Source organism: Roseobacter sp. HKCCD6576-2, from assembly GCF_013179285.1.
GTDB classification, from domain to species: domain Bacteria; phylum Pseudomonadota; class Alphaproteobacteria; order Rhodobacterales; family Rhodobacteraceae; genus Rhodophyticola; species Rhodophyticola oceani.
Map to the genome: position 1 here is coordinate 392,830 of NZ_WVNW01000003.1, position 23,174 is coordinate 416,003.

General features: G+C 60.8%; 25 protein-coding genes. 15 read left to right on the forward strand and 10 right to left on the reverse strand.

Going from position 1 to position 23,174, the window contains the following annotated elements:
- Positions 1-81: 81 nt before the first annotated feature.
- Positions 82-1,374 (forward strand): HlyD family type I secretion periplasmic adaptor subunit, encoded by a 1,293-nt coding sequence (locus GTF44_RS14470; protein ID WP_171561964.1) that lies wholly within the window; start codon positions 82-84, stop codon positions 1,372-1,374.
- 361 nt (positions 1,375-1,735) lie between these two features.
- Here the strand turns inward: GTF44_RS14470 and GTF44_RS14475 are convergent, their stop codons facing one another.
- From GTF44_RS14475 to GTF44_RS14485, 3 genes are all read right to left on the reverse strand, one after another.
- Entirely contained in the window at positions 1,736-2,032 is a 297-nt protein-coding gene (locus GTF44_RS14475; RefSeq protein ID WP_145216978.1) for a hypothetical protein, read from the reverse strand.
- Between the two features lie 859 nt (positions 2,033-2,891).
- Positions 2,892-3,353 carry a hypothetical protein gene (locus tag GTF44_RS14480; protein ID WP_171561963.1) on the reverse strand — a complete coding sequence of 154 codons (462 nt, stop codon included), beginning with the start codon at positions 3,351-3,353 and terminating at the stop codon, positions 2,892-2,894.
- 607 nt (positions 3,354-3,960) lie between these two features.
- Positions 3,961-4,596: a hypothetical protein gene (locus GTF44_RS14485; protein ID WP_171561962.1), complete on the reverse strand. Its 636-nt coding sequence runs from the start codon at positions 4,594-4,596 to the stop codon at positions 3,961-3,963.
- A 563-nt stretch (positions 4,597-5,159) separates the two neighbouring features.
- Here GTF44_RS14485 and GTF44_RS14490 point away from each other — a divergent pair.
- Positions 5,160-6,365, forward strand: coding sequence for a site-specific integrase (locus GTF44_RS14490; RefSeq protein WP_171561960.1), 1,206 nt, complete (start codon positions 5,160-5,162; stop codon positions 6,363-6,365).
- Between the two features lie 553 nt (positions 6,366-6,918).
- Here the strand turns inward: GTF44_RS14490 and GTF44_RS22440 are convergent.
- The gene (locus GTF44_RS22440) at positions 6,919-7,050 is read right to left on the reverse strand and encodes a hypothetical protein (RefSeq protein WP_301270781.1); all 132 of its coding nucleotides are present in this window, start codon (positions 7,048-7,050) and stop codon (positions 6,919-6,921) included.
- 42 nt (positions 7,051-7,092) lie between these two features.
- Here GTF44_RS22440 and GTF44_RS14495 point away from each other — a divergent pair, with 42 nt between their 5' ends.
- Genes GTF44_RS14495 through GTF44_RS14510 form a run of 4 tightly spaced genes read left to right on the forward strand, consistent with a single transcriptional unit; the run spans position 7,093 to position 10,135 of the window.
- Positions 7,093-7,899 carry a hemin ABC transporter substrate-binding protein gene (locus tag GTF44_RS14495; RefSeq protein WP_171561958.1) on the forward strand — a complete coding sequence of 269 codons (807 nt, stop codon included), beginning with the start codon at positions 7,093-7,095 and terminating at the stop codon, positions 7,897-7,899.
- A gap of 3 nt (positions 7,900-7,902) precedes the next feature.
- Positions 7,903-8,985: an iron ABC transporter permease gene (locus GTF44_RS14500; protein WP_171561956.1), complete on the forward strand. Its 1,083-nt coding sequence runs from the start codon at positions 7,903-7,905 to the stop codon at positions 8,983-8,985.
- 5 nt (positions 8,986-8,990) lie between these two features.
- Positions 8,991-9,776: a heme ABC transporter ATP-binding protein gene (locus tag GTF44_RS14505; protein ID WP_171561954.1), complete on the forward strand. Its 786-nt coding sequence runs from the start codon at positions 8,991-8,993 to the stop codon at positions 9,774-9,776.
- A 29-nt stretch (positions 9,777-9,805) separates the two neighbouring features.
- On the forward strand, positions 9,806-10,135 hold the full coding sequence (locus GTF44_RS14510) for an antibiotic biosynthesis monooxygenase (RefSeq protein WP_171561953.1): 330 nt from the start codon (positions 9,806-9,808) through the stop codon (positions 10,133-10,135).
- A gap of 73 nt (positions 10,136-10,208) precedes the next feature.
- Here the strand turns inward: GTF44_RS14510 and GTF44_RS14515 are convergent, their stop codons facing one another.
- From GTF44_RS14515 to GTF44_RS14540, 6 genes are all read right to left on the reverse strand, one after another.
- Complete coding sequence (locus GTF44_RS14515; protein WP_171561951.1) at positions 10,209-12,206, reverse strand: TonB-dependent hemoglobin/transferrin/lactoferrin family receptor; 1,998 nt, start codon at positions 12,204-12,206, stop codon at positions 10,209-10,211.
- Between the two features lie 135 nt (positions 12,207-12,341).
- The gene (locus tag GTF44_RS22560; protein ID WP_171561949.1) at positions 12,342-13,322 is read right to left on the reverse strand and encodes a TonB family protein; all 981 of its coding nucleotides are present in this window, start codon (positions 13,320-13,322) and stop codon (positions 12,342-12,344) included.
- Positions 13,319-13,714, reverse strand: coding sequence for a biopolymer transporter ExbD (locus GTF44_RS14525; protein ID WP_253261333.1), 396 nt, complete (start codon positions 13,712-13,714; stop codon positions 13,319-13,321). The genes GTF44_RS22560 and GTF44_RS14525 overlap by 4 nt, the downstream gene beginning before the upstream one ends.
- 5 nt (positions 13,715-13,719) lie before the next feature.
- Positions 13,720-14,097, reverse strand: a complete 378-nt coding sequence (locus tag GTF44_RS14530) for a biopolymer transporter ExbD (RefSeq protein WP_171561947.1) — start codon at positions 14,095-14,097, stop codon at positions 13,720-13,722.
- Complete coding sequence (locus GTF44_RS14535) at positions 14,087-14,767, reverse strand: MotA/TolQ/ExbB proton channel family protein (protein WP_171561945.1); 681 nt, start codon at positions 14,765-14,767, stop codon at positions 14,087-14,089. Before GTF44_RS14535 ends, GTF44_RS14530 begins: the two co-directional genes overlap by 11 nt.
- Positions 14,767-15,180 (reverse strand): hypothetical protein, encoded by a 414-nt coding sequence (locus GTF44_RS14540; protein ID WP_171561942.1) that lies wholly within the window; start codon positions 15,178-15,180, stop codon positions 14,767-14,769. The genes GTF44_RS14535 and GTF44_RS14540 overlap by 1 nt, the downstream gene beginning before the upstream one ends.
- 189 nt (positions 15,181-15,369) lie before the next feature.
- Between GTF44_RS14540 and GTF44_RS14545 the strand changes: the two genes are divergently transcribed.
- From GTF44_RS14545 to GTF44_RS14585, 9 genes are all read left to right on the forward strand, one after another.
- Positions 15,370-16,422: a hemin-degrading factor gene (locus GTF44_RS14545; protein ID WP_171561940.1), complete on the forward strand. Its 1,053-nt coding sequence runs from the start codon at positions 15,370-15,372 to the stop codon at positions 16,420-16,422.
- Between the two features lie 77 nt (positions 16,423-16,499).
- Positions 16,500-17,708 carry an MFS transporter gene (locus GTF44_RS14550; protein ID WP_171561938.1) on the forward strand — a complete coding sequence of 403 codons (1,209 nt, stop codon included), beginning with the start codon at positions 16,500-16,502 and terminating at the stop codon, positions 17,706-17,708.
- Between the two features lie 141 nt (positions 17,709-17,849).
- The gene (locus tag GTF44_RS14555; protein ID WP_367383409.1) at positions 17,850-18,674 is read left to right on the forward strand and encodes a siderophore-interacting protein; all 825 of its coding nucleotides are present in this window, start codon (positions 17,850-17,852) and stop codon (positions 18,672-18,674) included.
- On the forward strand, positions 18,671-19,081 hold the full coding sequence (locus GTF44_RS14560) for a hypothetical protein (RefSeq protein WP_171561937.1): 411 nt from the start codon (positions 18,671-18,673) through the stop codon (positions 19,079-19,081). The genes GTF44_RS14555 and GTF44_RS14560 overlap by 4 nt, the downstream gene beginning before the upstream one ends.
- A 23-nt stretch (positions 19,082-19,104) precedes the next feature.
- Positions 19,105-19,806, forward strand: a complete 702-nt coding sequence (locus GTF44_RS14565; RefSeq protein WP_216365360.1) for an ABC transporter ATP-binding protein — start codon at positions 19,105-19,107, stop codon at positions 19,804-19,806.
- Positions 19,807-19,837: 31 nt separating this feature from the next.
- Complete coding sequence (locus GTF44_RS14570) at positions 19,838-20,956, forward strand: SufD family Fe-S cluster assembly protein (protein ID WP_171561933.1); 1,119 nt, start codon at positions 19,838-19,840, stop codon at positions 20,954-20,956.
- Positions 20,957-20,959: 3 nt separating this feature from the next.
- A complete protein-coding gene (locus GTF44_RS14575; RefSeq protein ID WP_171561932.1) occupies positions 20,960-21,916 on the forward strand; it encodes an alpha/beta hydrolase in 957 nt (318 codons plus the stop codon).
- Positions 21,917-21,936: 20 nt separating this feature from the next.
- On the forward strand, positions 21,937-22,185 hold the full coding sequence (locus GTF44_RS14580) for a hypothetical protein (protein WP_171561930.1): 249 nt from the start codon (positions 21,937-21,939) through the stop codon (positions 22,183-22,185).
- Positions 22,186-22,950: 765 nt separating this feature from the next.
- Positions 22,951-23,097 (forward strand): hypothetical protein, encoded by a 147-nt coding sequence (locus GTF44_RS14585; protein ID WP_171561928.1) that lies wholly within the window; start codon positions 22,951-22,953, stop codon positions 23,095-23,097.
- The last annotated feature ends 77 nt before the right edge of the window (positions 23,098-23,174 follow it).

A 23,174-nucleotide genomic window follows, 5' to 3' on the forward strand; every position in this document is an offset into this window, starting at 1 on the left:
CAAAGGCGAGCGGGTTAGGGCCGATGGAGTTCTGCCGACGGTGGAAGCCGTGAGCGAGGTCCAAAAGGACCAGTTACGCTAATGGACCGCAATGATCTGGATGCGCTCGCTGATGATCGCGAAGCGCGGGTGCATATTCGGGAGTCTCTGCTGCTCATCGTTGTTCTGGTCGCAATGCTTGCTGCTGTTGCATGGGCGGTTGTGGCTAAAGTCGAGGATGTCACGCATGTGCCGGGCCTTGTGGTTCCGCTCGGTGATCTTCAGCAGATCACCGCGGATAATGACGGGGTGATCAGCGAAATCTTCGTGTCAGAAGGCGACATCGTTGAGGCGGGTGCCGCATTGATCGAACTCGAAATTGTCACGCAAAGCAGTCAATTTGACCGCGAACAGCAACGCGTCCTTGCGCTGCAGGCGCGTATTGCCCGATTAACAGCTGAGACTGGGGACGAACCGCTATCTTTCACACCGGAGCTTGAGGCCAACGCGATCCAGTTTGTGGAGAGCGAGCGAGCGCTCTATGTCGCCCGGATGCAAGAGCACGAGGCCGATATCGCTGCGCTCATGCAACGGCTTGATCAGAATCATCGCGATCGCGTCGAGGTGATGCGCGACCTGACAGTGGCACGCCGTGCCTCAGAACGCCTTAATGAGCAACTTGCGATCATGACGCCGCTTGTTGACGCAGGGGTCGAACCAGAGACCTCCCTAGTTGACCTTCAGCGGCAGGAAGAGGCGCAAATCAGCCGTCGGTCGAGAGCCGAGGCCGCTTTGGGCCAGCTTGATGCCGACGCTACGGAGATCAATGAGATCGCCCGCGCAGTTGAGACCGGTTTTCGGGCGAATGCTTTTCAAGATCTCACGGCGGCAACTGAGGAACTAAACAGCTTACGCCGGTCACTGACTACGGGTGAAAGCCTTACCGCCCGCACCGCCCTACGCGCCGTCGATCGGGGAGTGGTGAACACGCTACACCACCAGACGATTGGTGCCACTGTGCGCGCAGGCGAGAATCTTGTCGAGATCGGGCCCTTTGATGATCATCTTCAGGTGGAGGCCTACATTGCGCACCGATATATCGGACTGATTAAGCTGAACCAACCGGTCCGGGTCCAACTTACAGCCTATGACGTCACGCGATACGGTGCGCTTGATGGCAGGATTACGCGGATCAGTCCGAATGCCGATAGACTGGATGGGCGCGAGCCGCCCGAAATGTTTGTTGCCGTCATCCAGACTGATGGTGCGATTTTGGACGCTGGCGGAGAGCAGGTTCGTATTCTTCCGGGGATGATCGCCGAGATTGACATTCGTGCGGGCGAGAGCTCGGTGATCGACTATCTGTTGGAGCCGATCATGGGGCTATTCCCTTAGCCCGGGACGGGTCGGCAGCAACTCAGCTATCGACTTCTCCTCCGCCCAAGGCCAGCGTGAGCAATCTGCGGTTCGCCAGTGGCGCCGTTTTGCCAAGCATAAGCGTCTCTCCAGCTGAATGGCGTCGCCAATATGCCCGCCTGTTGTTTGTGATGGTTGGGTTTGAGATGCCGCAACGTGCGCCCCACTGCTTCCTTGCCAGTACTTGACTGTTCATTTGGGTGAAGAATTTCTCCGAGACGCGACCTTCTCTAACCGGCCAGAATTCGTCGATCCCATGCAGATATTAAACCCCAGATGACCGACCGTGTCGTACTCCAATACCTACTGGCACCGAACCGAACCCGTCATCGGCCCCAGATCAGATCTCTGCGCCTTTCGGCCCCAGTCTATAGCGTTTGGTCTTATAGTTCGGCGCGGGTTCCAGATAGCCCTTCTCGATCAAGGAGCGGATCGTGCGGTTTAGGGTTGGTTGACTCATGCTGGCGGTAATCGTGTGGTCGCGGATGTCTGCCGCTTCGGCATCGAGGTTGTTAACCTCATCGCTCAACAGTCGAACGACATATAGCACGTTGAGTTCATTTGCTGACAAAGACTGAAGCCCCAGGTCGCGCTCAAGCGTCGCGATCAACTCTCGAAGGCGGGCAACGGTGGTCATCTTGACTCTGTCTATCATTCTATCATTGCTCTGATCTGACCTAACTCCTTAACGACGAACATGGTGCATCGCGCGTCCGCGATGAGGCAAGGTTGACCCGAAACGTCTTGGTCAAATCGGCGGATTCACGACGCGCCTCTAACAACGGGATGCAACAAAATTCTTACTATTTTCTTATCACGCCGAATTTCCTAGCTCCAATGCTAAATCATCAGCTTGATCAAATTGTTTCTATTTTGGAAATAGTTGAGATGGGCGGCAGATGTCAAGTCTGGGCTGTAGACACAAGATATGACGTGTGAGAGCGGTGCGATATTACGGCATCTGATGCAATGAGCCGACATGCGCCGAGGTTTGGTCGCCAGAGGGCGCAATACATCGGCTTCGCGCGCATCTGACATGCGGTGAGCAATCGATCGCTTAGGTGCTAAAGATCTGCGGTTTCCCCTTTCAGGGCTGGCGCAGCGGGGGCGATTTCCAAGCTAGACAAGGGGCTCTCGGGTGTTGATTGGCGCAGTTTCGGTGTGTTCTGGTCAGAAGGCGCAGATGGAGCTGGGCACGGAGAGTGAATGCGTCTCAGATGGAAACAATTTCCGAGTTAACGGCAGCAGCACTACCGGCCTGAGTCGTCGAAGTCAGGCGCTTATTAGGTGCGCCCAGGTTCAAGATTGGCGACATCTGGTGGAAACCGCCACCGATCCGTTGGCGGGATGCTATCAAGCGTTGCGCCTTGTCTTCTGGCACTAAACTTTGTGCATTGACGGGGATCAGGTGACGGGAGGCGTTTGGCGGATTGGGCGGATAACACTTTTATGCACCACGCTCTGTGTGAGCCGTGATTTGAGAGACGTTCTGATGGTCAGGCCGTCTCCTTGTGCTTCACTGGAACCCAGATGATGATCGTCTCTGGCGCGCTGTTTCTCATGCGCATACAGAGATCAAGTGTGTCGACGATATCTCCATTCAGATCAGCATCCACGAAAACGATGTTAGCTGCCGACATGAGCTTCTCCAACTGATGCCAATCTTCCTTGGACGCCTCTGCTGTCGCCTTTGGGAATTTCACACGACCAATCCCAGAGGGTTGCGTGACGGAGGCGGGTGGGCGGGAGATATTCTGCCCCAACAAGCTGGTTATGCGGTCGGCGACCGAAATCTCTCGCGCATCCGGTGTGCCAAAGAGCCGAATATCAATGCCGATTTTATCCGGCGTTTCGGTACGCCCGTGTCCACCCTCTATCACTCTAAGGGTCGGTGTGGCGATTGGGGGGTCGTCTTTCGAACTGGAGGGCTGTTGCAGAAACGCTCTTTTGTGTCTCATCGCCCCAGGCGAAAGGCGCATATGCAGATCACAGGGGCTGTTTGTTTGGGGGGAGGGGGCAGCCCGTGTGGTTCTCATGCCTCCGACCGAAATGGCCGGATGTGTTGCGCGTTTGTGCCGCATGGCGGGTTCGTGCCGTAACATATTGCATCTGCGCGTCCAGTGGCTGCTCCGACGCGCAAAGCGACCAAGAAGCCCGGCGGCTAAGAACGCGCTTGCCACCGTAAATGCCGCATAGGCAAGAAACGTCATCCACCAAGGTGTATCGGAGCCTAGAATGTGTCTCGATATGAAGGCCATCGACACGACGACACTAATACTAACTCCAACGAGAAAACTGAAAGCTGTCGAACCTTCCTTGTTTGAGTGCCACTGAAATACCATCACAACTCCTAACGCACTGCCTGTAACGATCGGCCCTTCAGCTCGTGTTCGGCTTGGTGAAAGTGTCTAAATGGTTAAACAAAAAAGTCAATATGATGAAATATCCCGGATGATATCGTTGTCGCCGGTTACATTCGTCGGGTGAGTTGCTCCGTTTCCAGCTGTTGTGTGTGGTGCAGCGCGCCGGTGGATTGATATCTGAGTTGGCGGGTCGTTTTGAAAGTTAGATTTCATCCCTGCGGGCGGCTTGCCGCCTAGCAATATCTCGTTGGCGGAAATACACGATCAGAAGGAGCAAGATGATCGCTGCGCCTGCTGCATCACCCACAAGAACCAGCCCAATGAAGGCTAGTGTCTGAGACAATGGTAAACTGGTTTCGTGAACCAAGATGAGGGCGCTTGCGGTGGCAATCGACGACATCAATAGTATTGCAAACATGGAGCGCCATGACTTTAGAGCGCTTGCTCGACCTGACTTGAGGCCTGCGAGCTGCAGGAGATTTCTCATCAGTGGTGGCATGATGAGATAGACAAGAAGCACCAACAAGTGCTGAACGTCCCATCCGAAGCCAAGGATCATGTGCTGGAGCATTGCCGTCGGAAGGATATAGATCGCCGCCCACCACGCATACATCCAGGTTGCCAAAGCTTTGATAGCTGCCGGCAAGAACAGCAGGGCTGGCGCGAAAAACGCGATGGCGTGCGGGCTTTCGCCTAGAAGAGTTTGTTGGGCTGGATAAATGAAGGACCACGTCAACCATACCGCAGCGCCATGCAGGGCGCTAAACTCCACAGTTCTTCGGATATGCTCCTTGAACTGCGCGGCAGGGATAGAACACACAGAGTCGCGCCAGCGCATCCCGTTACCTCCATAATAGTCATACTGAATATATCTTCGATTCTCGGCGAGTGCCAGAATGAAGCTTGATCCAGCACATCCGGTTGGATTTCGGGAGGTGGGGGAGGCGCGGCCATATCTATGTCGCCGGAAACCCAGCTGCGAATAAACCCGCATGTAGCGGCGAGGGTGCCGCTGATGTGACATCTTCTGGGTGCTAAACGTCCCGGATCAAAGCGGCTGCAAGCCTCACGTCTGCATGTCGCGTTTTCGTCGCAGCCATATTGCTGCCGACCTAATGCGCTGGCACACGCAAGGCGCAGAAGGGCCACGTATCAACAAACGTATTATTTTCGTAAGCTTGGGTCGCATAGATACAAGATTCTAGGGCGTCGATGGCGGAGGAGGTGTCCGCCATTTACTTGTCACATCTCGTCTTCATGTGTCCGGGATTCGCTCAATAACCTATTATTTTAGACCGAATAGTGTTTGCGCAGTTGCTTTCCGTCTTGACTTGTCTCAATCAATCGTTCTGCGGATGTGGGTCTAGATGTGGGACCAAGTGTCAAGTTGAAGGAAAGAAAATGCTGACCGATCTCAAGGCGCGGAAGCTGAAAGCCGGTGAGAGGCCGTTGCATGTGGGCGGGGTCGCGGGCCTCTACTTGCGTGCGGGATCGAAAGATGGGCGGGGTCGGTTCATCTTAAGATATGTTTCACCGGTGACGGGCAAGCGACGCGATATGGGGCTGGGAGTCTACCCTGAAACTGGGCTCGCGCTCGCCCGGCAAAAGGCGTTCGAGGCGCGAGCGCTTATTGCCGAGGGTATTGATCCGATTGATAACGCGAAGATCTATCAGGCGGAAGTCGTGCCAAAACTGGACAGACCAACCTTCACGGAAGCCGCTGAGACGGTTCATGCTTCTCTTGCTCCGGGGTTCCGAAACAAGAAGCACCGCGATCAGTGGATCAACACACTCCGAACCTATGCCTACCCCTTGATTGGCCAAGTCACAGTGGATCACCTACACACGATGGAGTTCGCCAATGTCCTCCGCCCAATCTGGCTGACCAAGCCCGAAACGGCGACACGCGTTCGGCAACGATGTGAGCGCGTGATGACCTGGTGCTTGGCTCAGGGTCTTGTCGCCAGCAACCCTGTTGCGGCCGTCGACGCCCTGCTCCCCAGGCAAACGCGAAAACGGGACCGAGTTCAGCACTTCCCGGCCGTGCCATGGCGCGCTCTGCCGACCGTTTGGCAGGCGCTTTTCAGGCGCCCAAATCCAAGTGTCGGACTCCAGGCCCTGATGTTCTTGATCCTGACGGCGGCAAGATCGGGTGAGGTACGATCTGCCGTCTGGGACGAGTTTGACCTAGAGAACCAAACCTGGGTCATTCCGCCGGAGCGCACGAAGATGGGCCTGAGACACCGGGTCCCGTTGTCGCGGGATGCTCTGCGAGTTCTACAGTTCCGTGCCCAGTTTGAAGATGGCTCCCGGTTCGTCTTCGCAAACAGGGCCGGGCGGCCCTTGAGTGACATGACACTCACAAAGCTCTTGCGCGATCAAAAAGTCGCCAGCGACGTGGAGACCCGTCCCGCGACCGCCCACGGTTTCCGGTCTAGCTTTCGGGACTGGGCATCAGAGGCCGGGTATCCTCGAGAGCTTGCGGAAAGGGCTCTCGCCCATGCCGTTAAGTCCGAGACAGAAGCCGCCTATCACCGGACCGACTTACTCGAGCAACGCCGCCCGATGATGCAAGCTTGGGCGGCACACTGTGTGTCGGACCAATAGGCATTCTAGCATTACGTCTCCAACAAACTGTGCATCGGCTGGTTCAGCCCGGAAAGGTCTGCGCAAGTTTCTGTGGCACCTATACCGGCTACGCCAATAAGATCAGACGGTGCTGACCAACGATGCACCGAGCGACAAATGAGACGCACCTCATGCAGCTTCTAGCGGCTCTGCGTGCCTCAACGCTCAAAGTCCCTGTTCATCTTTTGACCGTCGCACCGGTCCTAGGCGTCCGACTGTGCAATGCATACCCTCTCGATTAAGCCCCGTAAGGTCGCATCAACTATTTTACCCATTATCATTTGCACCACGGTCAGCCCCATCAGTCAGCCGAGCAGGCGATACTTGATACGGAAATCGAAGGTCCAAGTTGCCCCTGATTTACCGCCTGTCGTCTTCTGTTTCCAAGCGCGGCTCAACCATGGAAAACCTCTCGGAACCCATCAGCTGCCGAGGTCGAAAATCCGAACAACGCAATTGTGGTTGCAACCTCGCTGCTCTGTCACGGGCTACTTGTAAACATTCCAGTTCTTGAGTAATTTAGTCAGATAAGTCAAACGATCCCCGCCAGTTCGGTCGACTCATCGACCAAACCAGCCGACATCGCGACTCCGCAGTGGCCATTGGAGTAGACATGACGGCTATCGACACAGACGCTCTCCGCGCTTTCTTCCGCTTCAGGCACCGACGACCGGCTGTCCTTATCGGCGCATTTGTGATTCTTGTGATGATGCTGTCTTCAGCGCGGGCTGATCCGGCAGAGCGGGTCCTCGCCCTGGGTGGCGTGGTGACCGAGATCGTCTATGCGCTCGGCCAGGGCGACCGGTTGGTTGCGCGGGACACGACTTCCAGCTTTCCTCCAGAGGCCTCTGACTTGCCGGATGTAGGGTATGTCAGGGCTTTGTCGGCGGAAGGGGTCTTGTCGGTCGGCCCGGATCTGATCATTGCAATCGAGGGCAGTGGACCGCCCGAGACCATGCAGGTACTGCAATCCGCGGATATCGAGATCGTCACCATCCCCGAAGGCTATGATGGCGACGCGGTTTTGGAAAAAATCCGCGTAGTCGCTGAGGCGTTAGACGTCCCAGAGGAGGGCGCGCGACTCGCGGCAGAGGTTGATGTGGCGCTCGGTGCGGCCATTGCACCTCACGGGTCGGACACTGCGCCGCGAGTCTTGTTCATTCTGTCGCTTCAGGGTGGCCGTATTATGGCCGCGGGGGCTGATACCGCTGCGGAAGGCATCATCGGGCTCTCGGGCGGGGTGAATGCGATGGAAGGCTTCGACGGCTATCAGCAGATTAGTGATGAGGCGGTGCTGTTGGCGGACCCGGATGTGATCCTGATGATGGACCGCACAGGCGATCACGACGCCGACACCTCCGAGATTCTGACGCATCCAGTCCTCGGTCGAACTTCGGCCGCGAAAAACGGCGCTATCGTGCGTCAGCCGGGCCTGCTGCTATTGGGGTTCGGCCCCCGCACGCCCGAGGCTATTGAGGCGCTGAGCGAAGCGTTTCGCCGAGCGCGGGGGTAGAGAATGACCATCGCAGATCCGATTGCGCACAATGTGAGTGGACCAACATTCGGCGATCGGCAAGGGCGTGCCCAGGTCGCGATGATCTGCCTCACGGGTCTTTTGATCATCATGTCGGTGGCAAGCTTAAGCGTCGGGGCCTCGGGTGCCAGCCTGTGGAACGGGCTTTGGCTGCTGATACGGGGTGAAGCGATCAACGCGCGGGACGCCATCATCCTGTTCGATATCCGACTGCCGCGTTTGGCGCTTGGCATCCTGGTCGGTGCCGCGCTGGCGGTTTCGGGGGCTGTGATGCAGGGCCTGTTCCGTAACCCGTTGGCTGATCCCGGGCTGGTGGGCGTCGGCGCGGGTGCCGGGCTTGGCGCGATCACGGCGATCGTTCTTGGCGGGATGTTGCCGCTAATGTTGCGGGACGTGCTGAGCTACTACTTGGTGCCATTGGCGGCGTTTCTGGGTGGCTGGCTGACGACCATCCTGCTCTATCGCATCTCCACCAGCCGTGGACGCACCTCGGTGGCGGTTATGCTTCTGGGGGGGATCGCGATGGGGGCCCTGGCAGGTGCGATCTCCGGAGTTCTGATCTACATGGCAGATGATGCGCAATTGCGCGACTTAACATTCTGGGGGCTCGGCTCTCTGGCGGGGGCGACCTGGGACAAGGTACTGATCGCCGGCCCTCTGATCCTCATGGCGCTGGCCACGACACCGTTTCTTGCGCGGTCCCTGAACGGGTTGGCCCTGGGGGAGGCCCCGGCAGCGCATCTCGGTATCCCGGTGCAGCGGATGAAGAATATCTCAATCCTGACCGTCGCCGCCGCGACGGGGGCTGCCGTCGCGGTCTCGGGTGGGATCGGCTTTGTCGGCATCGTGGTTCCGCATCTTTTGCGCATCATGATCGGTCCGGATCACCGCTATTTGCTTCCCAATGCGGCGCTCCTCGGCGCGACGCTGTTGATCGCGGCTGATATGATCTCGCGCGCGATCATTGCGCCAGCTGAATTGCCCATCGGGATCGTGACCGCCACCCTGGGCGGGCCATTCTTCCTCTGGATCTTGCTGCGCAACCGCAGCTTGCTGGACCTGTGACGCTGATGCTGAGTGCCGAAAATATCCATGTCAGCCTCTCGGGCACCGCGGTTCTGAAGGGCGTATCGCTGGCCGCTGCGCCGGGCCAGGTCACAGTGATTGTTGGCCCGAATGGGTCGGGCAAGACGACCTTATTGCGAGCCGTCACCCAGGAACTGTCCTATGACGGCATCATCCGGCTTGAGGGTTCCGACATCGCCGCTCTGCCCGGTTGGCAGCTTGCGGCTCGGCGGGCGGTCCTGCCGCAAGCCAGCCGGATCGCCTTTCCCTTCACTGTGCTGGAAATTGTCCGGCTTGGTATGATGGCGAGCGCGACCCCACCACCCGAGGGCCGTGCGTCAGAGGCACTCGCGCGGGTCGGGCTCGCTGGGTTCGAGGGTCGGTTTTATCAGGAACTGTCCGGTGGTGAGCAGCAACGCGCGCAATTGGCCCGTGTCCTGACACAGGTCTGGGAGCCGTCTAGCCCGGGCGGTCCGCGCTGGCTGTTGCTGGATGAACCAGTCTCCAGCCTCGATATCGGGCACCAGCTTGAGGTGATGGACCTGATGGCTGCCTATGCCCGCAACGGTGGCGGTGTGATCGCTGTCATGCATGATCTGAACCTGACCGCGATGTATGCCGATCAGGTGATCCTTCTGTCCGACGGGCGCTGTCTGGCCACTGGCCCGCCGGCCCACGTTCTGACCGACGAATTGCTGAGCAAAGCCTATGATTGCGAGCTCCGCGTCAGCACGGCTCCACCTGCGCCCGCTACCTATCTTTTGCCCCATATGGCCCGCCGCGCGGGCTGACGATCAAAATCAGACGAAGGAGAGACCTGATGTACCTTGCGATGAACCGGTTCACCGTGCGTGCCGAGAACACCGAAGCGTTCGAGGCGCTGTGGCTTGGCCGCGACAGCCATCTTAAAGAGATGGAGGGCTTTGTCGAGTTCCACATGCTCAAAGGTCCAGAGCAGGAGGATGGCACGATCCTCTATGCGTCCCACACCGTCTGGGAAAGCGAAGGGGTGTTCAAGGCCTGGACCAGGTCTGAGCAGTTCCGAGAGGCCCATAAGAACGCGGGCATGACCAGCAAACTGCATGAGGGCCACCCGAGTTTCGAAGGCTTCTCGGCGATACAGCACATCGCCAAAGACGCGGCCGCGTGACGATCAACAAAAAAAGGCCGCCGCGGCCAAAGGGTTGCGCGGCGGCAAGGTAAGAGAAAAGACCCACCAGGCCTCAAAAGGTGATGGTGGCCGAGATCTCGAAGGTCCGACCCGGCTGCGAAAGGCCGTTGGGATAGATCGTGTATTCCTCATCGAAGACGTTATCGATGCCGAAGCGGATCGTCCCATTCGCCAAGGGACCGCTGTCCGGGGCGAATGTGGCGTAGAGATCCAGGGTTTGGTAGCTATCGCTTGGCGTCCCACCTGCTGGTACGCGGTCTTGATCCGCAGCGAAGACAGCGCGCGCACCAAGCTCCCAGTCTTCCCACGGACGCACGCCCGCCTCTAACGTCAGGCGGTCCTGCGGGATTGAGCCCAAGTCGCCGCCAACATCGTTTTCGCCCCGCGCGATCGACAACCCGCCGCCGAGGAACCAGGCCCCCGCGTCATAGTCGACCTCTGCCTCTAGACCGTAGAGCGTGGCGCTGGCGGCGTTGGAGCTGGTGGTGGTGCCACCGGGGATGTCCACCAGTTGCTCGATATAGTCATCGACTGTGGCGTAATAGGCATTGGCGCCGAAGCTGAGTTGATCGCCAGAGCGGAACACATCCATACCGTCGAAGCGTGCCCCGATCTCGAATTGCAGCGACTCCTCTGGGCGCAGGTTCGGGTTCGGGACAAAGTTGTTGCCGAAAAAGTGCTGGCCGCTGTTGTAGAGCTCACTCAAAGTGGGCGCGCGATAAGACTGCGCGATATTGCCGAAGATTTGCCAGTTATCATTGGGCCGATAGCTGAGCCCGATCCGGGGAGAGAAGAACTCTTCCGACACGGCGGCCAGCGTCGGATCATCGGGGTCACGCTCGTAGCTATCGAAGCGCGCGCCCGCGATTAGGTCCAGTTGACTGGTTAGGCCAAAGGTGGCCTCGGCGAAGATGCCGTATGTGGTCGCCTCGGCATTTGGGAAGGACAGCCGTGGTGCGCCGTTCCGAGTTCCCTCCTGGGTGTCACGGAACGCCTCGAACCCATAGACTATGTCAACTGGCACACCGATATCAAACGTGGAGCGGTTCACAATCTCGAAGCCGTAGGTGTCATAGCGCGTTTCGTCCAGGCGCGCCGCTGCTGGTGGAACGCGAGCCTCTGTAACTTCTAACCGCGTCGCGTAAAACAGCACCGAGAGATCGAGCCAATCCGAATTCGCGGGGTTGGACTCCCAGCTCAACCGAAGATCACGGACATCGGCATCGCGGTCTACGACCGGGTTTGTTATGCCCGGGTTGTTGTTGGAGTTCGCCGTTACAATCGTATCGTCTTGATAGAGGGAGTAGCTCAACTCAAACCGGCTGCCGTCGCTCGGCTCAAACCCGACCTTGAACAGCGCGTTGCCGCTGTCGATCTGCGAGACTGGGATTTCGATGCCGTCGCCGGCTTCCAGATTAGACCCAATCTGCCGGCCGGAGAGCGCAAAGAGTAGATCTAACTGCCCATAGTCGGCATAGACCGCACTTGTGCCGTCAATCTGGTCGCCATTCGAACTATATCCGAGCGAGACGCGCCCGCCGATAGTCTGCCCCTCTTGCAAGAGATCTGCGGCATCCACCGTCTCGACCGAGATCACCCCGCCAAGCGCGCCTGAGCCGAAGAGCGTCGAGCCGCCACCGCGGACCACTTCGACCCGCTGCACCAAGCTGGGATCGACAAAAAACCGGCCCCGGTGCGCCAAGCCGAAGTTCAAACGCCCGCCATCGAAGCGCAGCACGATCTGCTCGTCGCGGAAGCCGCGGATGTTCGGTTCGTGCGAGATACCCCGTGGGCCGCCGTTGATGGTCACGCCTGGGATGTCGCCAATAAGCTCCTGAAAATCGCCCGCCTGGCGTTCGGCCAACTCCTCGCCCTCGACGACCGAAGCGGCCACGGGGGTGTCCAGAATTGCGCGGTCATCGCGCAGGGCCGAACCAAGAAAAATGGTCCCGAGGTCAAAGCCCAAGTCCGGGTTCAGGTCCTGAGCGTGTACGGCGCTGCCGAAACTGGTGACAAGGGCCGACGTAAGTAAAAGAAGGCTGCGACGCATGTCGTCTCCCATCCAAGTCTGCGTGAGTGTCTCGCAGTCCTGCCATGGAAGGGTGGGGCGCGTGCTTCAGCATCCTGGTACGGATTTCTGACTATAATTGTCAAGTACTGTGCCGGTTTATCTCAGATCAATGGTCTACGGCGAGCGCACTGTGACATTGAAGCGACGCTGTGCGCCGATGGGTGGCGCTGGAAAAGGCACCGCGCGCTGCACATAGGCCAAGGCCAACCTGTCGAATTCGGCACTTCCGGAGCTGCGCGCGACGAACAGTTGGGCCAGGCCACCATTGGATGTTAGGGTGAATGCCACTACGGCGGCGGCCTCGACCTCCGAATTTGGAGGACGGATACGGCTCAACCGGCGCAGGACTTGCTGCGGATAGCGGGCGATGGCGCGCCCGTCCTCCGCCGCTTGCCCAACGTCGCCTCTCTGCGTCTGGGCCGCCGTGCCAGGGGCCGCACCATCGGCACGTCCGACCCGTGTGGTTTCTTGAGCATTGCCTTGCGGCTGCCAGGGCGCGGGAGGGTCCGTGCGCCCGGGTCGTGTCAGGCGTTGCTGCGGGCGCGGCGTTTCGGCGGTGGGGGTTTGAACGACCGGAGGGCTCTGGCCGACAACCGTATCCAGCGGTGCGGGCGTCGCTGAGGCCATTGGCGTGGGAACTGCGGCGGTTGCCGCGATTCTTTGAGTCGGCGTCGCCAAGGGCGTTTGTAGACTTGCTATGGGCTCGGGCGCGATCGGTGTTGGAGCGGTTGGAAGTATCGCCATAGCTGCGTCAGCGGCTTCGAGTGCAGCAGCTGAAGGGCTGGCCTCTAATGCCGAGGTAGGCGCGGGGTCCATCACCTGATCAGGCACCTCAGTGCGGGGGGCCGTAACCGGCTCGGTCACCCTGACCGCCATCGGATCCACCTCCGATGGTTCGATAGGTTCGGGATCGGTGGTGCTGCTGATTGTGCCTGCGACAGCGTCTTCAAACCCATTGCCGACCATCGCCAGTTGCGTCGGTCCCCCGGCGAGCGTCTGTTCTTCGGCTGGCGCGAGGATGGCCAAAACGCCCGCATGCAGGGCCAGGGACAGCGTCCCGGCGCAGACCACCACAAGCGCCGCGCGCGCCCTCACCGCAGCCCCCGTTCGGTCACGATCCAGACCTCTTCCGCCCCGGCAAGCCGCAACTCCGCCGCTATGGCCACCAGCCGCGCCGCGGGCAGGTCTCGGTCCGGCACCACGCGCAAGGCCGTCTGTCCGGACATCTCTGACAGGCGCGCGGTCAGATAACCCTCCGACGTGATCTCGGCGCCGCGATAGAGCATGGTGCCATCGGCGCGAACCACGGCAGCATCGGGCGGCGCACGCCCGTCTAGTCGAGCGGTTTCAACAAGGCTGACCGACCGGTCCAGCGGTGGCGCGATGGCTGCTGTGACGAGGAAAAAGACCAGCATCAAGAACACGATATTGATCAGCGCGATCAAAGGTTCCGACCGCCGACGCGGCATGATGGGGGCCAGCGCCATTTCGGCTACTCCAACACGCTCACGGCAAGGTCCGCGGCGCGGCGCATCACTGTCAGCAGGTCCACCAGACGTTGCGAAGACACCTCCCCATGCAAGGTAACCAGCAGAGGTTGCGTTTCTTCCGCGCCGAGGGCGTTGATCGCCGGGACTAATGCTTCCAACGGCAAAACGGTGCCGTTCAGAACCACCGTGTCGGGCGTAAGTTGCACGAAGAGCGGCGCTGTTTCACTTGCGGTCCCGCTCCCGGCATTCAGCAGCGGAATCTCGGCAAAGCGCGAGGAAGTGGAGCTGAGCATGAAGAACAGGAGCAGCAGGAAGATGATATCGATCAGCGGCGTCAGAGTCACCGGACGACGTTTGAACGGCGCGAGCTTAAGAGGCATGGGCCGATCCCTGCGCCGAGGGGACGCGCGCTTGCGCCGGGTCGTTCAGCAGCGCTCCGGGCGTTGGGTGGGACAGTGTTTCGAGCGCGAGGTCTATCCTGGCCCGCTCCCGCGCCGCGCGGCTTTCGAAAAAGGTCAGCGCCAGAGAAGTCGGCATGGCCACTGCCAGGCCCGCAGCGGTGGTCAGAAGCGCGACCCAGATGCCACCCGCAAGCACGGTCGGGTCGACCGCATCGCCTGCCGCCTGAAGCGCCTGGAACGCGTCGATCATACCGAGCACGGTTCCAAACAGACCCAGAAGCGGAGCGATCTGCGCGATGCTGTCGAACAGTCGGAAACCGCGCTGGACCTCCGCCAACCGGTCCTCCGCCATCGCAATCAGGCGGGATTTCTGGGCCTTGTCGCTGGTGAGCGCGAGACTCAGAACCGGCGCGACATGGTTGCGGCTGGCGGATAGGGCGCGGCGTGCTGCGACTTCATCGCCGGCATCGCGTGCCGCCACAGCCAGGTCGATTGCAGCATAGCGGCCCACTCCGAGGGACCAGAACTGCCAGATTTTGTAGAGAAAAACGGCAACCACCAAGACGGAAAGACCAAGCAGGATCGCGATCACCGGCCCGCCAAGGTCGATGAGTGCGATCAGGCGTTCTAAGAGGGCTGCGATGTCCATCAGCCGATCACCTCAACATTCATGCGTGTTGAGAGCTCCAGACCATTGGCGCAGGCCGCGCCCGCGCTGCACTCGGCCACGCCATTGATCAACACCCGCCCTAGCCCGTCACAGGACAGGCCTGGAACATCGAACTGGCGCACACGGGGCACCCCATCGGGCAGTGCGCCGAACTCGAACAGCGTCAGACGATCCACGCGCCCCTCGGCATCGATCAGAACGGTTTCCAGAGCCAGCGCGGCGAGATCCGTGCCCAAAGCGTTTTCCACCAGGAATGTCAGACGGCACGCGGCGTCGAGCTGGTCGATCCGGTTCAGTTCCAAGGCCAAGCGGGGCGTGATGTCTTGGGCGGTGGCGGGCGCGGCAATTGCGAAGGCCATGAGCAGAGAGTAGAGAGTGGGGCGGGCACGCATGAGGAGCACTTTCCGGGCAAAACTGTCGAGAGAAGGCTGGCACCGGACGGGGCTTGCATCGGCGGTCGGATCAGCATTGTCAGATACCGCTCTTGTTTGGGCTACAAAACCTGATTAAAACTGTCAACATCAGCAAGGTGTCCACGACGACGCGTGGTGCCAAGCCCTTCCCTTCAAATGGAGCGCATCATGGGCCTTGCTGACATCCCCACATCGAAAAAACCCTCCGCGTCGGATATCCGCGCGGCGCTTACCGATGCCACATTGCGCGCCCGCGATCTGGCCCAGAGCCTTGGCGTGAGAGAGGCGGATCTGATCGCAGCGCAGGTTGGCCACGGGGCCACGCGGATCGCGGCGCATCCCGACCGGCTGATGCCTGCGACTTGCGGCTTGGGTGAGGTGATGGCGCTGACCCGAAATGACAGCGTCGTGCATGAGCGCACCGGGACCTATGACGACTGGCATTCGGGGGATCATGCCGGAATGATCCTCGGCCCCGAGATCGACCTGCGCATCTTTCCCGCTCACTGGGTCCATGGCTTTGCATTACGTAATGAGAGTGGCAAAGGCCCCTCGCGCAGTTTGCAAGTTTTCGATGCCAGCGGCGAGGCCGTGCACAAAGTCTATCCGCGCGAGGGTACGGACCTGGACGCCTGGGATCGCGCGGTTGCAGATCTCGCAACCGGCCACATGTCTGACACGCTCCAGCTCGCGCCCGCTGTGCCGGTTGAGGGCGCAAAGAGCCGTCCCGATAAGTCGGAAGAGTTCCGCGCCGCCTGGGCGAAGATGACCGATACGCATCAGTTCCTGCGGCTGGTGTCGCGGATGAAGATGAATCGACTTGGCGCCTATCGCATCGCGGGCGCACCCTATGCTCTGCCGCTGGCGCCCGAGGCTCTGAACAGCGCGCTTCTGGCCTGCGCGGCGGAACAGGTGCCGCTGATGCTATTCGTGGGCAATCGCGGCTGCATCCAGATCCATACAGGTCAGATCGGGACTCTGAAGGAGATGGGCCCATGGCAAAACGTGCTTGACCCACGCTTCAACCTGCATCTGCGGCTCGACCATGTGGCCGAGGTTTGGCTGGTCGAAAAACCAACCCGTCGCGGCCCTGCTTTAAGCATTGAGGCGTTCACCGCTGATGGCGCGTTGATCCTTCAGCTGTTCGGCTACCGCAAGGAAGGCGCTGAAGACACCGAAGCCTTCGCCCGCATGGCGGCGGACCTGCCGCACCAGGCCTAGCAGCAGGATACCGTGCTGACAGACCTGACCCACGCCATCCACCCGATGCCGACTGCGCCGTGTCGCGGGCCGCTCCGATGAGCGTGCCCGTCGCCCCCACGGCCCTGGCAAGACTCGCCCTATTGCTCGGGCTGGTGCTGATGGCGATGGGGCAGACATTGCTCTTCGCCCTTTTCGGCCCTCTTGGGCGCGATATGGGTTTATCGGAAATCATGGTTGGCGGCGTTATCTCCCTCGCGGCCGTCGCGGTGTTTCTGACCTCGCCCTGGTGGGGGCGGCGGAGCGATCTCAGAGGCCGGCGACCGGTCTTCTTGTTCGCCATGGCTGGCTTGGGACTGACGACATTGGGCTTTACGCTGATGCTCGAAGCTGGAAGGGCAGGGTGGGTTATGGGAATCTGGGCCTTTGTTCTGCTGACGCTCGCGCGGGTGATCTATGGGCTAAGCGTGACCGGCGCGCAGCCCGCGGCGGCCGGGTGGATCGCCGACACAACGACACCCGAAGAACGCACCGGCGGCATGGCGATGATCGGTGCTGCCTATGGTGTCGGCGCGATCTTAGGGCCGGTCTTGGCCTGGATGTTGTCCGGCTTTGGTCTTTTGGTGCCGCTCTACGCAATCGGTGTCATGGCCTTGGCGATTTTCATTCTGGCCTGGCGGGCGCTGCCCGAAACCAGGGTGTCGACACCCGACGCCGCACCAATACTTAGCCCGTTCGACCCGCGCCTGCGTCTTGAACTCGGCACGCTCGTTATCGTGTTCCTGGTGATCTCCAGCCTGCAACAGACGCTTGCCTTTTATGTGCAGGATACCGGCGGGCTCGACATCGTGGCCACAGTGGCCCGAGTCGGGCAGGCGCTGGCGCTTCTGGCGCTGGTGATGTTCGCCACGCAGGTGGTTGTCGCGCTGCGCAAACCCTCGCCGAAGCGGATCCTGCGCGTCGGTCTGATCTTTGGGGCGGGCGGCACGGCGCTCTTGCTGGGCTGGCCCGAACAGCCGGGCATTCTTCTGTCCCACGCGATCCTCGGGTTTGGCATGGGCCTTGTAATCCCGGGGCTGCAAGGCCTCGCCTCGCTGGCTGTCGATGCCGAGGAACAAGGCGCGGTCGCGGGATTTGTCGCCGCCGCGATGGCTGGCGGCTTTGTTCTGGGCCCGGTTCTCGGCACGGGGCTCTACGGGCTCTGGCAGGGGCTGCCTTACCTGCTGGCCATTACCTTGCTGCTCCTCTGCGCGGCGCTGCATCTGCGCAGAATGCGGCCAGAAGGGTCGGGAAAAGCGCCTGCATGAAACCCTTGCACTTCAAACGGTTTTGAGTGACGCTTATCCTGACTAAAATAGTCAGATTCTTTTGATCCACCTACGGAGGATGTTTGGCATGACAGGGCAGAGATGCTTCAAGACGGGCGTCGACGGTGTCGGGGCGGCCCCATGAACACCATGGTCCCACCCCAACGGGTTCAGACGATGCTCAATGTGGCTGCGGCCGCCCATGTGACGCCGAACATGATCCGGGTGACCCTTCAGGGGCCGGATCTGGCGGGCCTTCCGGCCTCCGTCGCGGGCGGGCATTGCAAGCTGATGATCCCCGAACCAGGTCAATCTCGCAGCGCCTTTGCGCAGCAATGCGCCAATGGACCGAAACCGATCACCCGGACCTATACGGTGCGCCATGCCAGGCCAGAGCGGCAGGAGATCGATATCGATTTTGTCGCCCATGGCGATGACGGCCCGGCCTCGGCCTGGGCGGCGCGGGCGATACCGGGCGATTTTATCGGATTTGCGGGGCCAGGGGCGCCAAAGCTAACGGTGTTTGATGCCGATTTCTACCTGATCGCCGCAGATATATCGGCCCTGCCGGTCGCGGCGGCGGTGCTGGAGGCTCTGCCGCGCGAGGCCAAGGGGATCGCGATTTTCGAAGTGACAAGCGCCGAGGACCGGCAGGAAATCGACGCGCCGCCCGGTGTCTCGCAGCACTGGCTGGTGCACCCGGACCCGCATGAGGCCTCGCGCAGCCAGATCGAGATGGTTGAGGCGATGCCGTGGCCCGAGGGCCGGGTGCGCACGATGATCGCGGGCGAGACCAGTGTCATCCGGTCCCTGCGGCTGTTCCTGCGCCAAGACCAGGGCCTTGATCGGCGCGATGTTTATGCCTCGGGCTATTGGCGCATTGGGCTGGCCGAAGACGAGCATCAGAAAGTGAAACGGGAGTTGGACGCGGCGGATGAGGCGCGTCTTGCAGGAGGACTGACATGAGACCCACGATCCTCGCGGTCGCTCTGGCCGCAACCCTCGCCGCGCCCGCCTGGGCCGAGTACCGGGTGGAATTCGAGGGTGTGAGTTTCCGCGAATACTATTGCGGCGTGACTCTCACCATGACCAATGAAAGCGACGAAACCCTGACTGAGATCAACGGCTTCGTCGCCTCCCTGATCGATGGTCAGCAGGTTGGGCGCAGCCGGGGCATGTCCTTTCTGGACCTCGCACCGGGCGAGAGCGCCAGCAACCTGTTCGAGGCGCCGAATGCGCCCTGCGATCAGGCCACGGAATATGTGTTCATCGTCGGCGCCTGCCGGTTCGGCGCCAGCTTTGCCCCGCAGGAAGAGTGTGCGGCGCGCATCAGCGGCGTCGCCCCCGTCGCGGCAGAGGCCAGCGTGCCTTAACGGAGGACCAAGAGATGTTAGAAATGCGCAATCTGACCGTGGTCGTCGGGGACACACCCGTTCTGAGCGACATCGACCTGTCTTTGCCCGAGGGGGAGTTGCATGTGCTGCTTGGCCCCAACGGGTCTGGCAAATCGAGCCTGTTGGCGAGCATCATGGGCCTGCCGCCTTATGAGGTTGTGGCCGGAGAAATCCTCTACGATGGCCAACCGATCCAGGCGCTGCCGCTGAACGAACGGGCCGCACTTGGCATCGGACTGGCCTATCAGCGCCCGCCGAGCCTCGATGGTGTAACGCTCAAGAGCTTCGCGACCGCGCTTGGCGCCGCGGACCGGCTCGGGGCGGAGGCGGAGGCGCTTGATCTTACCGATTTCCTGGGCCGGGATATCAATGTCGGCTTTTCGGGTGGCGAGATCAAACGGTGGGAGGTGTTGAAACTGGTCCTGCAGGACCCGCGCCTATTGCTCTTCGATGAGCCCGAAAGCGGGGTCGATCTGGAACACGTCATTGCCGTGGGGGAGGCCATCGCGCGCGCCGTGCGTAGCGCTGATCGCTCGGGGAGTGCCTGTTCCGGGCTGGTCATCACCCATACCGGCCTGATCCTGAACCATGTGAAGGCCGACCGGGCGCATATCCTGCAAGGCGGGCGTATCCTGCATTCGGGCGATCCGCAGGCGCTTTTCGCGCATATCCAAAGCCATGGCTACAGCGCCCCGGCCGCCTGAGCCGCCAGCGCCCTTTTGTGGAGGACCCCAGATGACAACCGACCAGCACAGCGCCGATCAGTTGAGCAATGAGGAACGCGACATCCTGCATGATGTGGGCTTCGACGACCCGTCGCAGCGCGCCGCCACAGGGGTGTTGGCGGATCACGACATGCGCCTTGCTCTGTCCAACGATCCAGGCGTCGGGATCCTGCCGCTGGCCGAGGCGCTGCGCACCTATGATTTTGTCCAGGATCTGATGTTCGGCCTCGTCGCGCCCGATGCCAATGATCATATCGCGCGGGTGGCGGAGCATATGCACGACCCGCTTGGCCATTTTGTCTGGGTCAAACCGGGGGCCAAGGTCAAACTGCCGGTGCAGACCTTCACGCTTCTGGAAACACCGCAGGGCCGCCAGTTCACCCATGATATCACCCTGATCGACGAAGGTGCGGAGGTCGAGATGATCTCGGGCGCCGCCGTTCCGGGCGCGGTGCATCGCGGGCGCCATATCTCCATCGGGGAACGTTACATGCGCAAAGGCTCCTCCTGCAGCGCGGTCACGATCGAGCATTGGGGCGACGCGATGGAGGTCTATTCCTACGGCTATTCCCATATGGAAGAGGGCGCGCGCAGCCAGTCGACGGCGATCATGATGGCGCCGCTCAAACACCATCTGAGCCAGTCGCGACAGGTCCTTGGCGCCAACACCAATGCGGTGAGCCAGGCGATCATCTTCGCCGGCGAAGGCACGGATCGGGTGATCGAGACCGAAACCCATCTGGCAGGCCCCGGCGCCACATCGGAGGAAGTCGCGCGCATGGTCTCCGCCGGCGGGCGCATTGTGAACAACGCGCTTTTGGCCGGGGATGCGGCGGGCACAAACGGGTTTCTGGGATGTGACGGGCTGAAGCTCTCGGACACGGGCGAGATCATGGCCGTGCCGTCGCTACAGGCCAAGGCCGAGGGCGCTATGCTGAGCCATGAGGCGAGCATCGGCATGATCGACAGCGAGAAATTGAACTACCTCATGGCCACCGGGCTGGACGAGGACACCGCGCGCAATCTGATTGTCCAGGGCTTCCTGTCGCTGGAGAACGAGGCGATCCCGAAAGGGTTGCAACGGCGCGTGGTCGAGATGATCGCGCAGGCGAAATCCGGGGGTATGTGAGGCATGTTGGACGGGCGCGTTTGGGGCGCATTGCTCTGTGCGGTTTTGGCGGGGGGCGGCGCTCCGCTCACTGCGGAGCCGATCCAGATCCCCGGTCCGAACGGCCCGCTGGAAGCCGAGCTGACGGAGGTGGCCGATGCCGCGCATGTGCTGGTGATCATCCCCGGCTCCGGCCCCACCGATCGGGACGGCAATGCGCCCACAATGGGTCTGAGTTCCGACACCTATCGCTTGCTGGCCGACGGTTTGGCCGAGGTCGGGATCGCCAGCCTGCGGATCGACAAGCGCGGGTTTTTCGGCAGCGAGGCGGCTATTGTCGACCCGAATGACGTGACCATCGCCGCCTATGCCGAAGATGCGAACGCCTGGGTCACCCGCGCGGCGGAGCATGCGCCTTGCGTCTGGCTGGCCGGGCATTCCGAGGGTGGGCTGGTGGCCCTCGTGGCCGCGCAGGACCCGCCCGAAGCGCTTTGCGGCCTGATCCTGTTCACAACACCCGGACGACCGCTCGGGCAAGTCATGTTGGAGCAGATGCGCGCAAACCCCTATAATGCGCCCCTTCTGCCGGTGCTGGAGCCGTTGATCGCGGATCTGGAGGCGGGCCGGACGCAAGACCCCGCGACGCTGCCCGCTGCGCTGCAGCCTTTGTTCAGCGCCGGGTTGCAACGCTACATGGTCGATCTCTTCAGCTATGACCCGGCTGCGCTTGGCGCGGGCTGGACCGGGCCAGTTCTGAGCGTCACCGGCACGCGGGATGTGCAGATGACTGCCGCCGATGCGGCGCGATTGGCGGAGGCGATGCCGCAGGCCGAAACGCTCACGCTTCGGGACGGCACGCATATGCTGAAACAGGATGTGCCGGGCCAGCCTTTCGCCACCTATACCAACCCGTCCCTGCAGCTCCATGCCGATCTGATCCCGGGTCTCCGGGCGTTTCTGACCGGCCAAAGCTCTGATTGATCACCTGAAAGAGGCCATTCATGTCCGTCAAAATCCTGCGCCGCAGCCATGGGTTTCAGCTTGATCACGTGGCCCTTGGCGTGCCCGACACACGTGAGGGCGCGGCCTGGGTCGAGGCGCAGACCGGTGCCACCGTTCATCTGCGCGACCCCAACCCGAACCTATGGTATTGGAGCGGGTGTTGCCTATCGGGACAGACGCTTTTCTTGAGGTCATCGGCCCAACCCGCATTGGCACAAATTCCAGCCGTTTCGCGCGGTTCTGAGTGAGCTGGAGCGCCCGGCGCTCCTGTTCTGGTATATCGCGGTCGACGATTTCGACGGATTTCTGACGCTTGCCGACTCTCACGACATCCCGATTGAGAACCGCGAAGACGTCAATCTCGGCAATGTAAACCCCGACGGGTCGCAGTACCGCCGCGGGCTTGTCGGGCCAGGCTTCGCAACGACAAGGCCAAATGTAATTGAATGGCTGCGGGCTCCGAGGGTTCCGGATGCAGATGCGCCCGCGAGCCGGTTAACCAATTTCGAGCTGTCGGACCCGAAGGCCGAGGAGATCAACACCGCTTTCGCGAAACTCGAGATCGATGTCCCAATGACACCCGGCCCATCGCGGATCGCCGTGTCACTGCAAACTCCGAACGGCTACTGGCGTCTGGAGAATGCGGGCATGGACCTGGCCATGCCCGGCATGCTCTGGAAAATGTCAGGGCTTTGGTGGCGGTCCAGGTCGCGTTAAGCAGATGTCAAAACACGTCTACTGGACATGACTGAACGGTAACACTTGGCGAGGGGGCACCTAATTGCATTGGTCAAGTGACCAGGTCTGCGCCTCTCGTGTTATGCACGGCTCCCCCCCCGACGGTTCGGCGCCACATGGTGTCCTGCGTCGAGCGGCCGCGCATATCCGGCATTCCATCTCTTTATCTGACAGAAACAGTCAGCTGTAGTCCTGCGCATATATCGACTCGTTTCTCTACCCCCAGCGTGCCAGCCAAGGGTCTGAGGGCTCTCACAGAACAGGGACTTTGACCAATGATCCGAACACTCCTCGCCACCACGGCGGTGGGCGTGGCCTTTGCGGCTGCCGCGTCACCGCAGGAACCGGTGCTGTTGGGGCCTGGAACGGGGGGAATAGTTGGAGACCATCCAATCATCCGCGCGCTTTCGATAATCACCTGATCCACGTCTGAAGCGATCAGGAACCTGCCCGCCATTGCAGGTCTTGCTGAACATACTAAATGTAGACGTCTTGCTTG

What these genes read in the sequence shown, in the direction of transcription:
- GTF44_RS14470 (WP_171561964.1), top strand. Translation starts at nt 82, where the DNA reads ATGGACCGCAATGATCTGGATGCGCTCGCTGATGATCGCGAAGCGCGG.
- GTF44_RS14475 (WP_145216978.1), bottom strand. Translation starts at nt 2,032, where the DNA reads ATGACCACCGTTGCCCGCCTTCGAGAGTTGATCGCGACGCTTGAGCGC.
- GTF44_RS14480 (WP_171561963.1), bottom strand. Translation starts at nt 3,353, where the DNA reads ATGAGACACAAAAGAGCGTTTCTGCAACAGCCCTCCAGTTCGAAAGAC.
- GTF44_RS14485 (WP_171561962.1), bottom strand. Translation starts at nt 4,596, where the DNA reads ATGCGCTGGCGCGACTCTGTGTGTTCTATCCCTGCCGCGCAGTTCAAG.
- GTF44_RS14490 (WP_171561960.1), top strand. Translation starts at nt 5,160, where the DNA reads ATGCTGACCGATCTCAAGGCGCGGAAGCTGAAAGCCGGTGAGAGGCCG.
- GTF44_RS14495 (WP_171561958.1), top strand. Translation starts at nt 7,093, where the DNA reads ATGATGCTGTCTTCAGCGCGGGCTGATCCGGCAGAGCGGGTCCTCGCC.
- GTF44_RS14500 (WP_171561956.1), top strand. Translation starts at nt 7,903, where the DNA reads ATGACCATCGCAGATCCGATTGCGCACAATGTGAGTGGACCAACATTC.
- GTF44_RS14505 (WP_171561954.1), top strand. Translation starts at nt 8,991, where the DNA reads ATGCTGAGTGCCGAAAATATCCATGTCAGCCTCTCGGGCACCGCGGTT.
- GTF44_RS14510 (WP_171561953.1), top strand. Translation starts at nt 9,806, where the DNA reads ATGTACCTTGCGATGAACCGGTTCACCGTGCGTGCCGAGAACACCGAA.
- GTF44_RS14515 (WP_171561951.1), bottom strand. Translation starts at nt 12,206, where the DNA reads ATGCGTCGCAGCCTTCTTTTACTTACGTCGGCCCTTGTCACCAGTTTC.
- GTF44_RS14525 (WP_253261333.1), bottom strand. Translation starts at nt 13,714, where the DNA reads ATGGCGCTGGCCCCCATCATGCCGCGTCGGCGGTCGGAACCTTTGATC.
- GTF44_RS14530 (WP_171561947.1), bottom strand. Translation starts at nt 14,097, where the DNA reads ATGCCTCTTAAGCTCGCGCCGTTCAAACGTCGTCCGGTGACTCTGACG.
- GTF44_RS14535 (WP_171561945.1), bottom strand. Translation starts at nt 14,767, where the DNA reads ATGGACATCGCAGCCCTCTTAGAACGCCTGATCGCACTCATCGACCTT.
- GTF44_RS14540 (WP_171561942.1), bottom strand. Translation starts at nt 15,180, where the DNA reads ATGCGTGCCCGCCCCACTCTCTACTCTCTGCTCATGGCCTTCGCAATT.
- GTF44_RS14545 (WP_171561940.1), top strand. Translation starts at nt 15,370, where the DNA reads ATGGGCCTTGCTGACATCCCCACATCGAAAAAACCCTCCGCGTCGGAT.
- GTF44_RS14550 (WP_171561938.1), top strand. Translation starts at nt 16,500, where the DNA reads ATGAGCGTGCCCGTCGCCCCCACGGCCCTGGCAAGACTCGCCCTATTG.
- GTF44_RS14555 (WP_367383409.1), top strand. Translation starts at nt 17,850, where the DNA reads ATGAACACCATGGTCCCACCCCAACGGGTTCAGACGATGCTCAATGTG.
- GTF44_RS14560 (WP_171561937.1), top strand. Translation starts at nt 18,671, where the DNA reads ATGAGACCCACGATCCTCGCGGTCGCTCTGGCCGCAACCCTCGCCGCG.
- GTF44_RS14565 (WP_216365360.1), top strand. Translation starts at nt 19,105, where the DNA reads ATGCGCAATCTGACCGTGGTCGTCGGGGACACACCCGTTCTGAGCGAC.
- GTF44_RS14570 (WP_171561933.1), top strand. Translation starts at nt 19,838, where the DNA reads ATGACAACCGACCAGCACAGCGCCGATCAGTTGAGCAATGAGGAACGC.
- GTF44_RS14575 (WP_171561932.1), top strand. Translation starts at nt 20,960, where the DNA reads ATGTTGGACGGGCGCGTTTGGGGCGCATTGCTCTGTGCGGTTTTGGCG.
- GTF44_RS14580 (WP_171561930.1), top strand. Translation starts at nt 21,937, where the DNA reads ATGTCCGTCAAAATCCTGCGCCGCAGCCATGGGTTTCAGCTTGATCAC.
- GTF44_RS14585 (WP_171561928.1), top strand. Translation starts at nt 22,951, where the DNA reads ATGATCCGAACACTCCTCGCCACCACGGCGGTGGGCGTGGCCTTTGCG.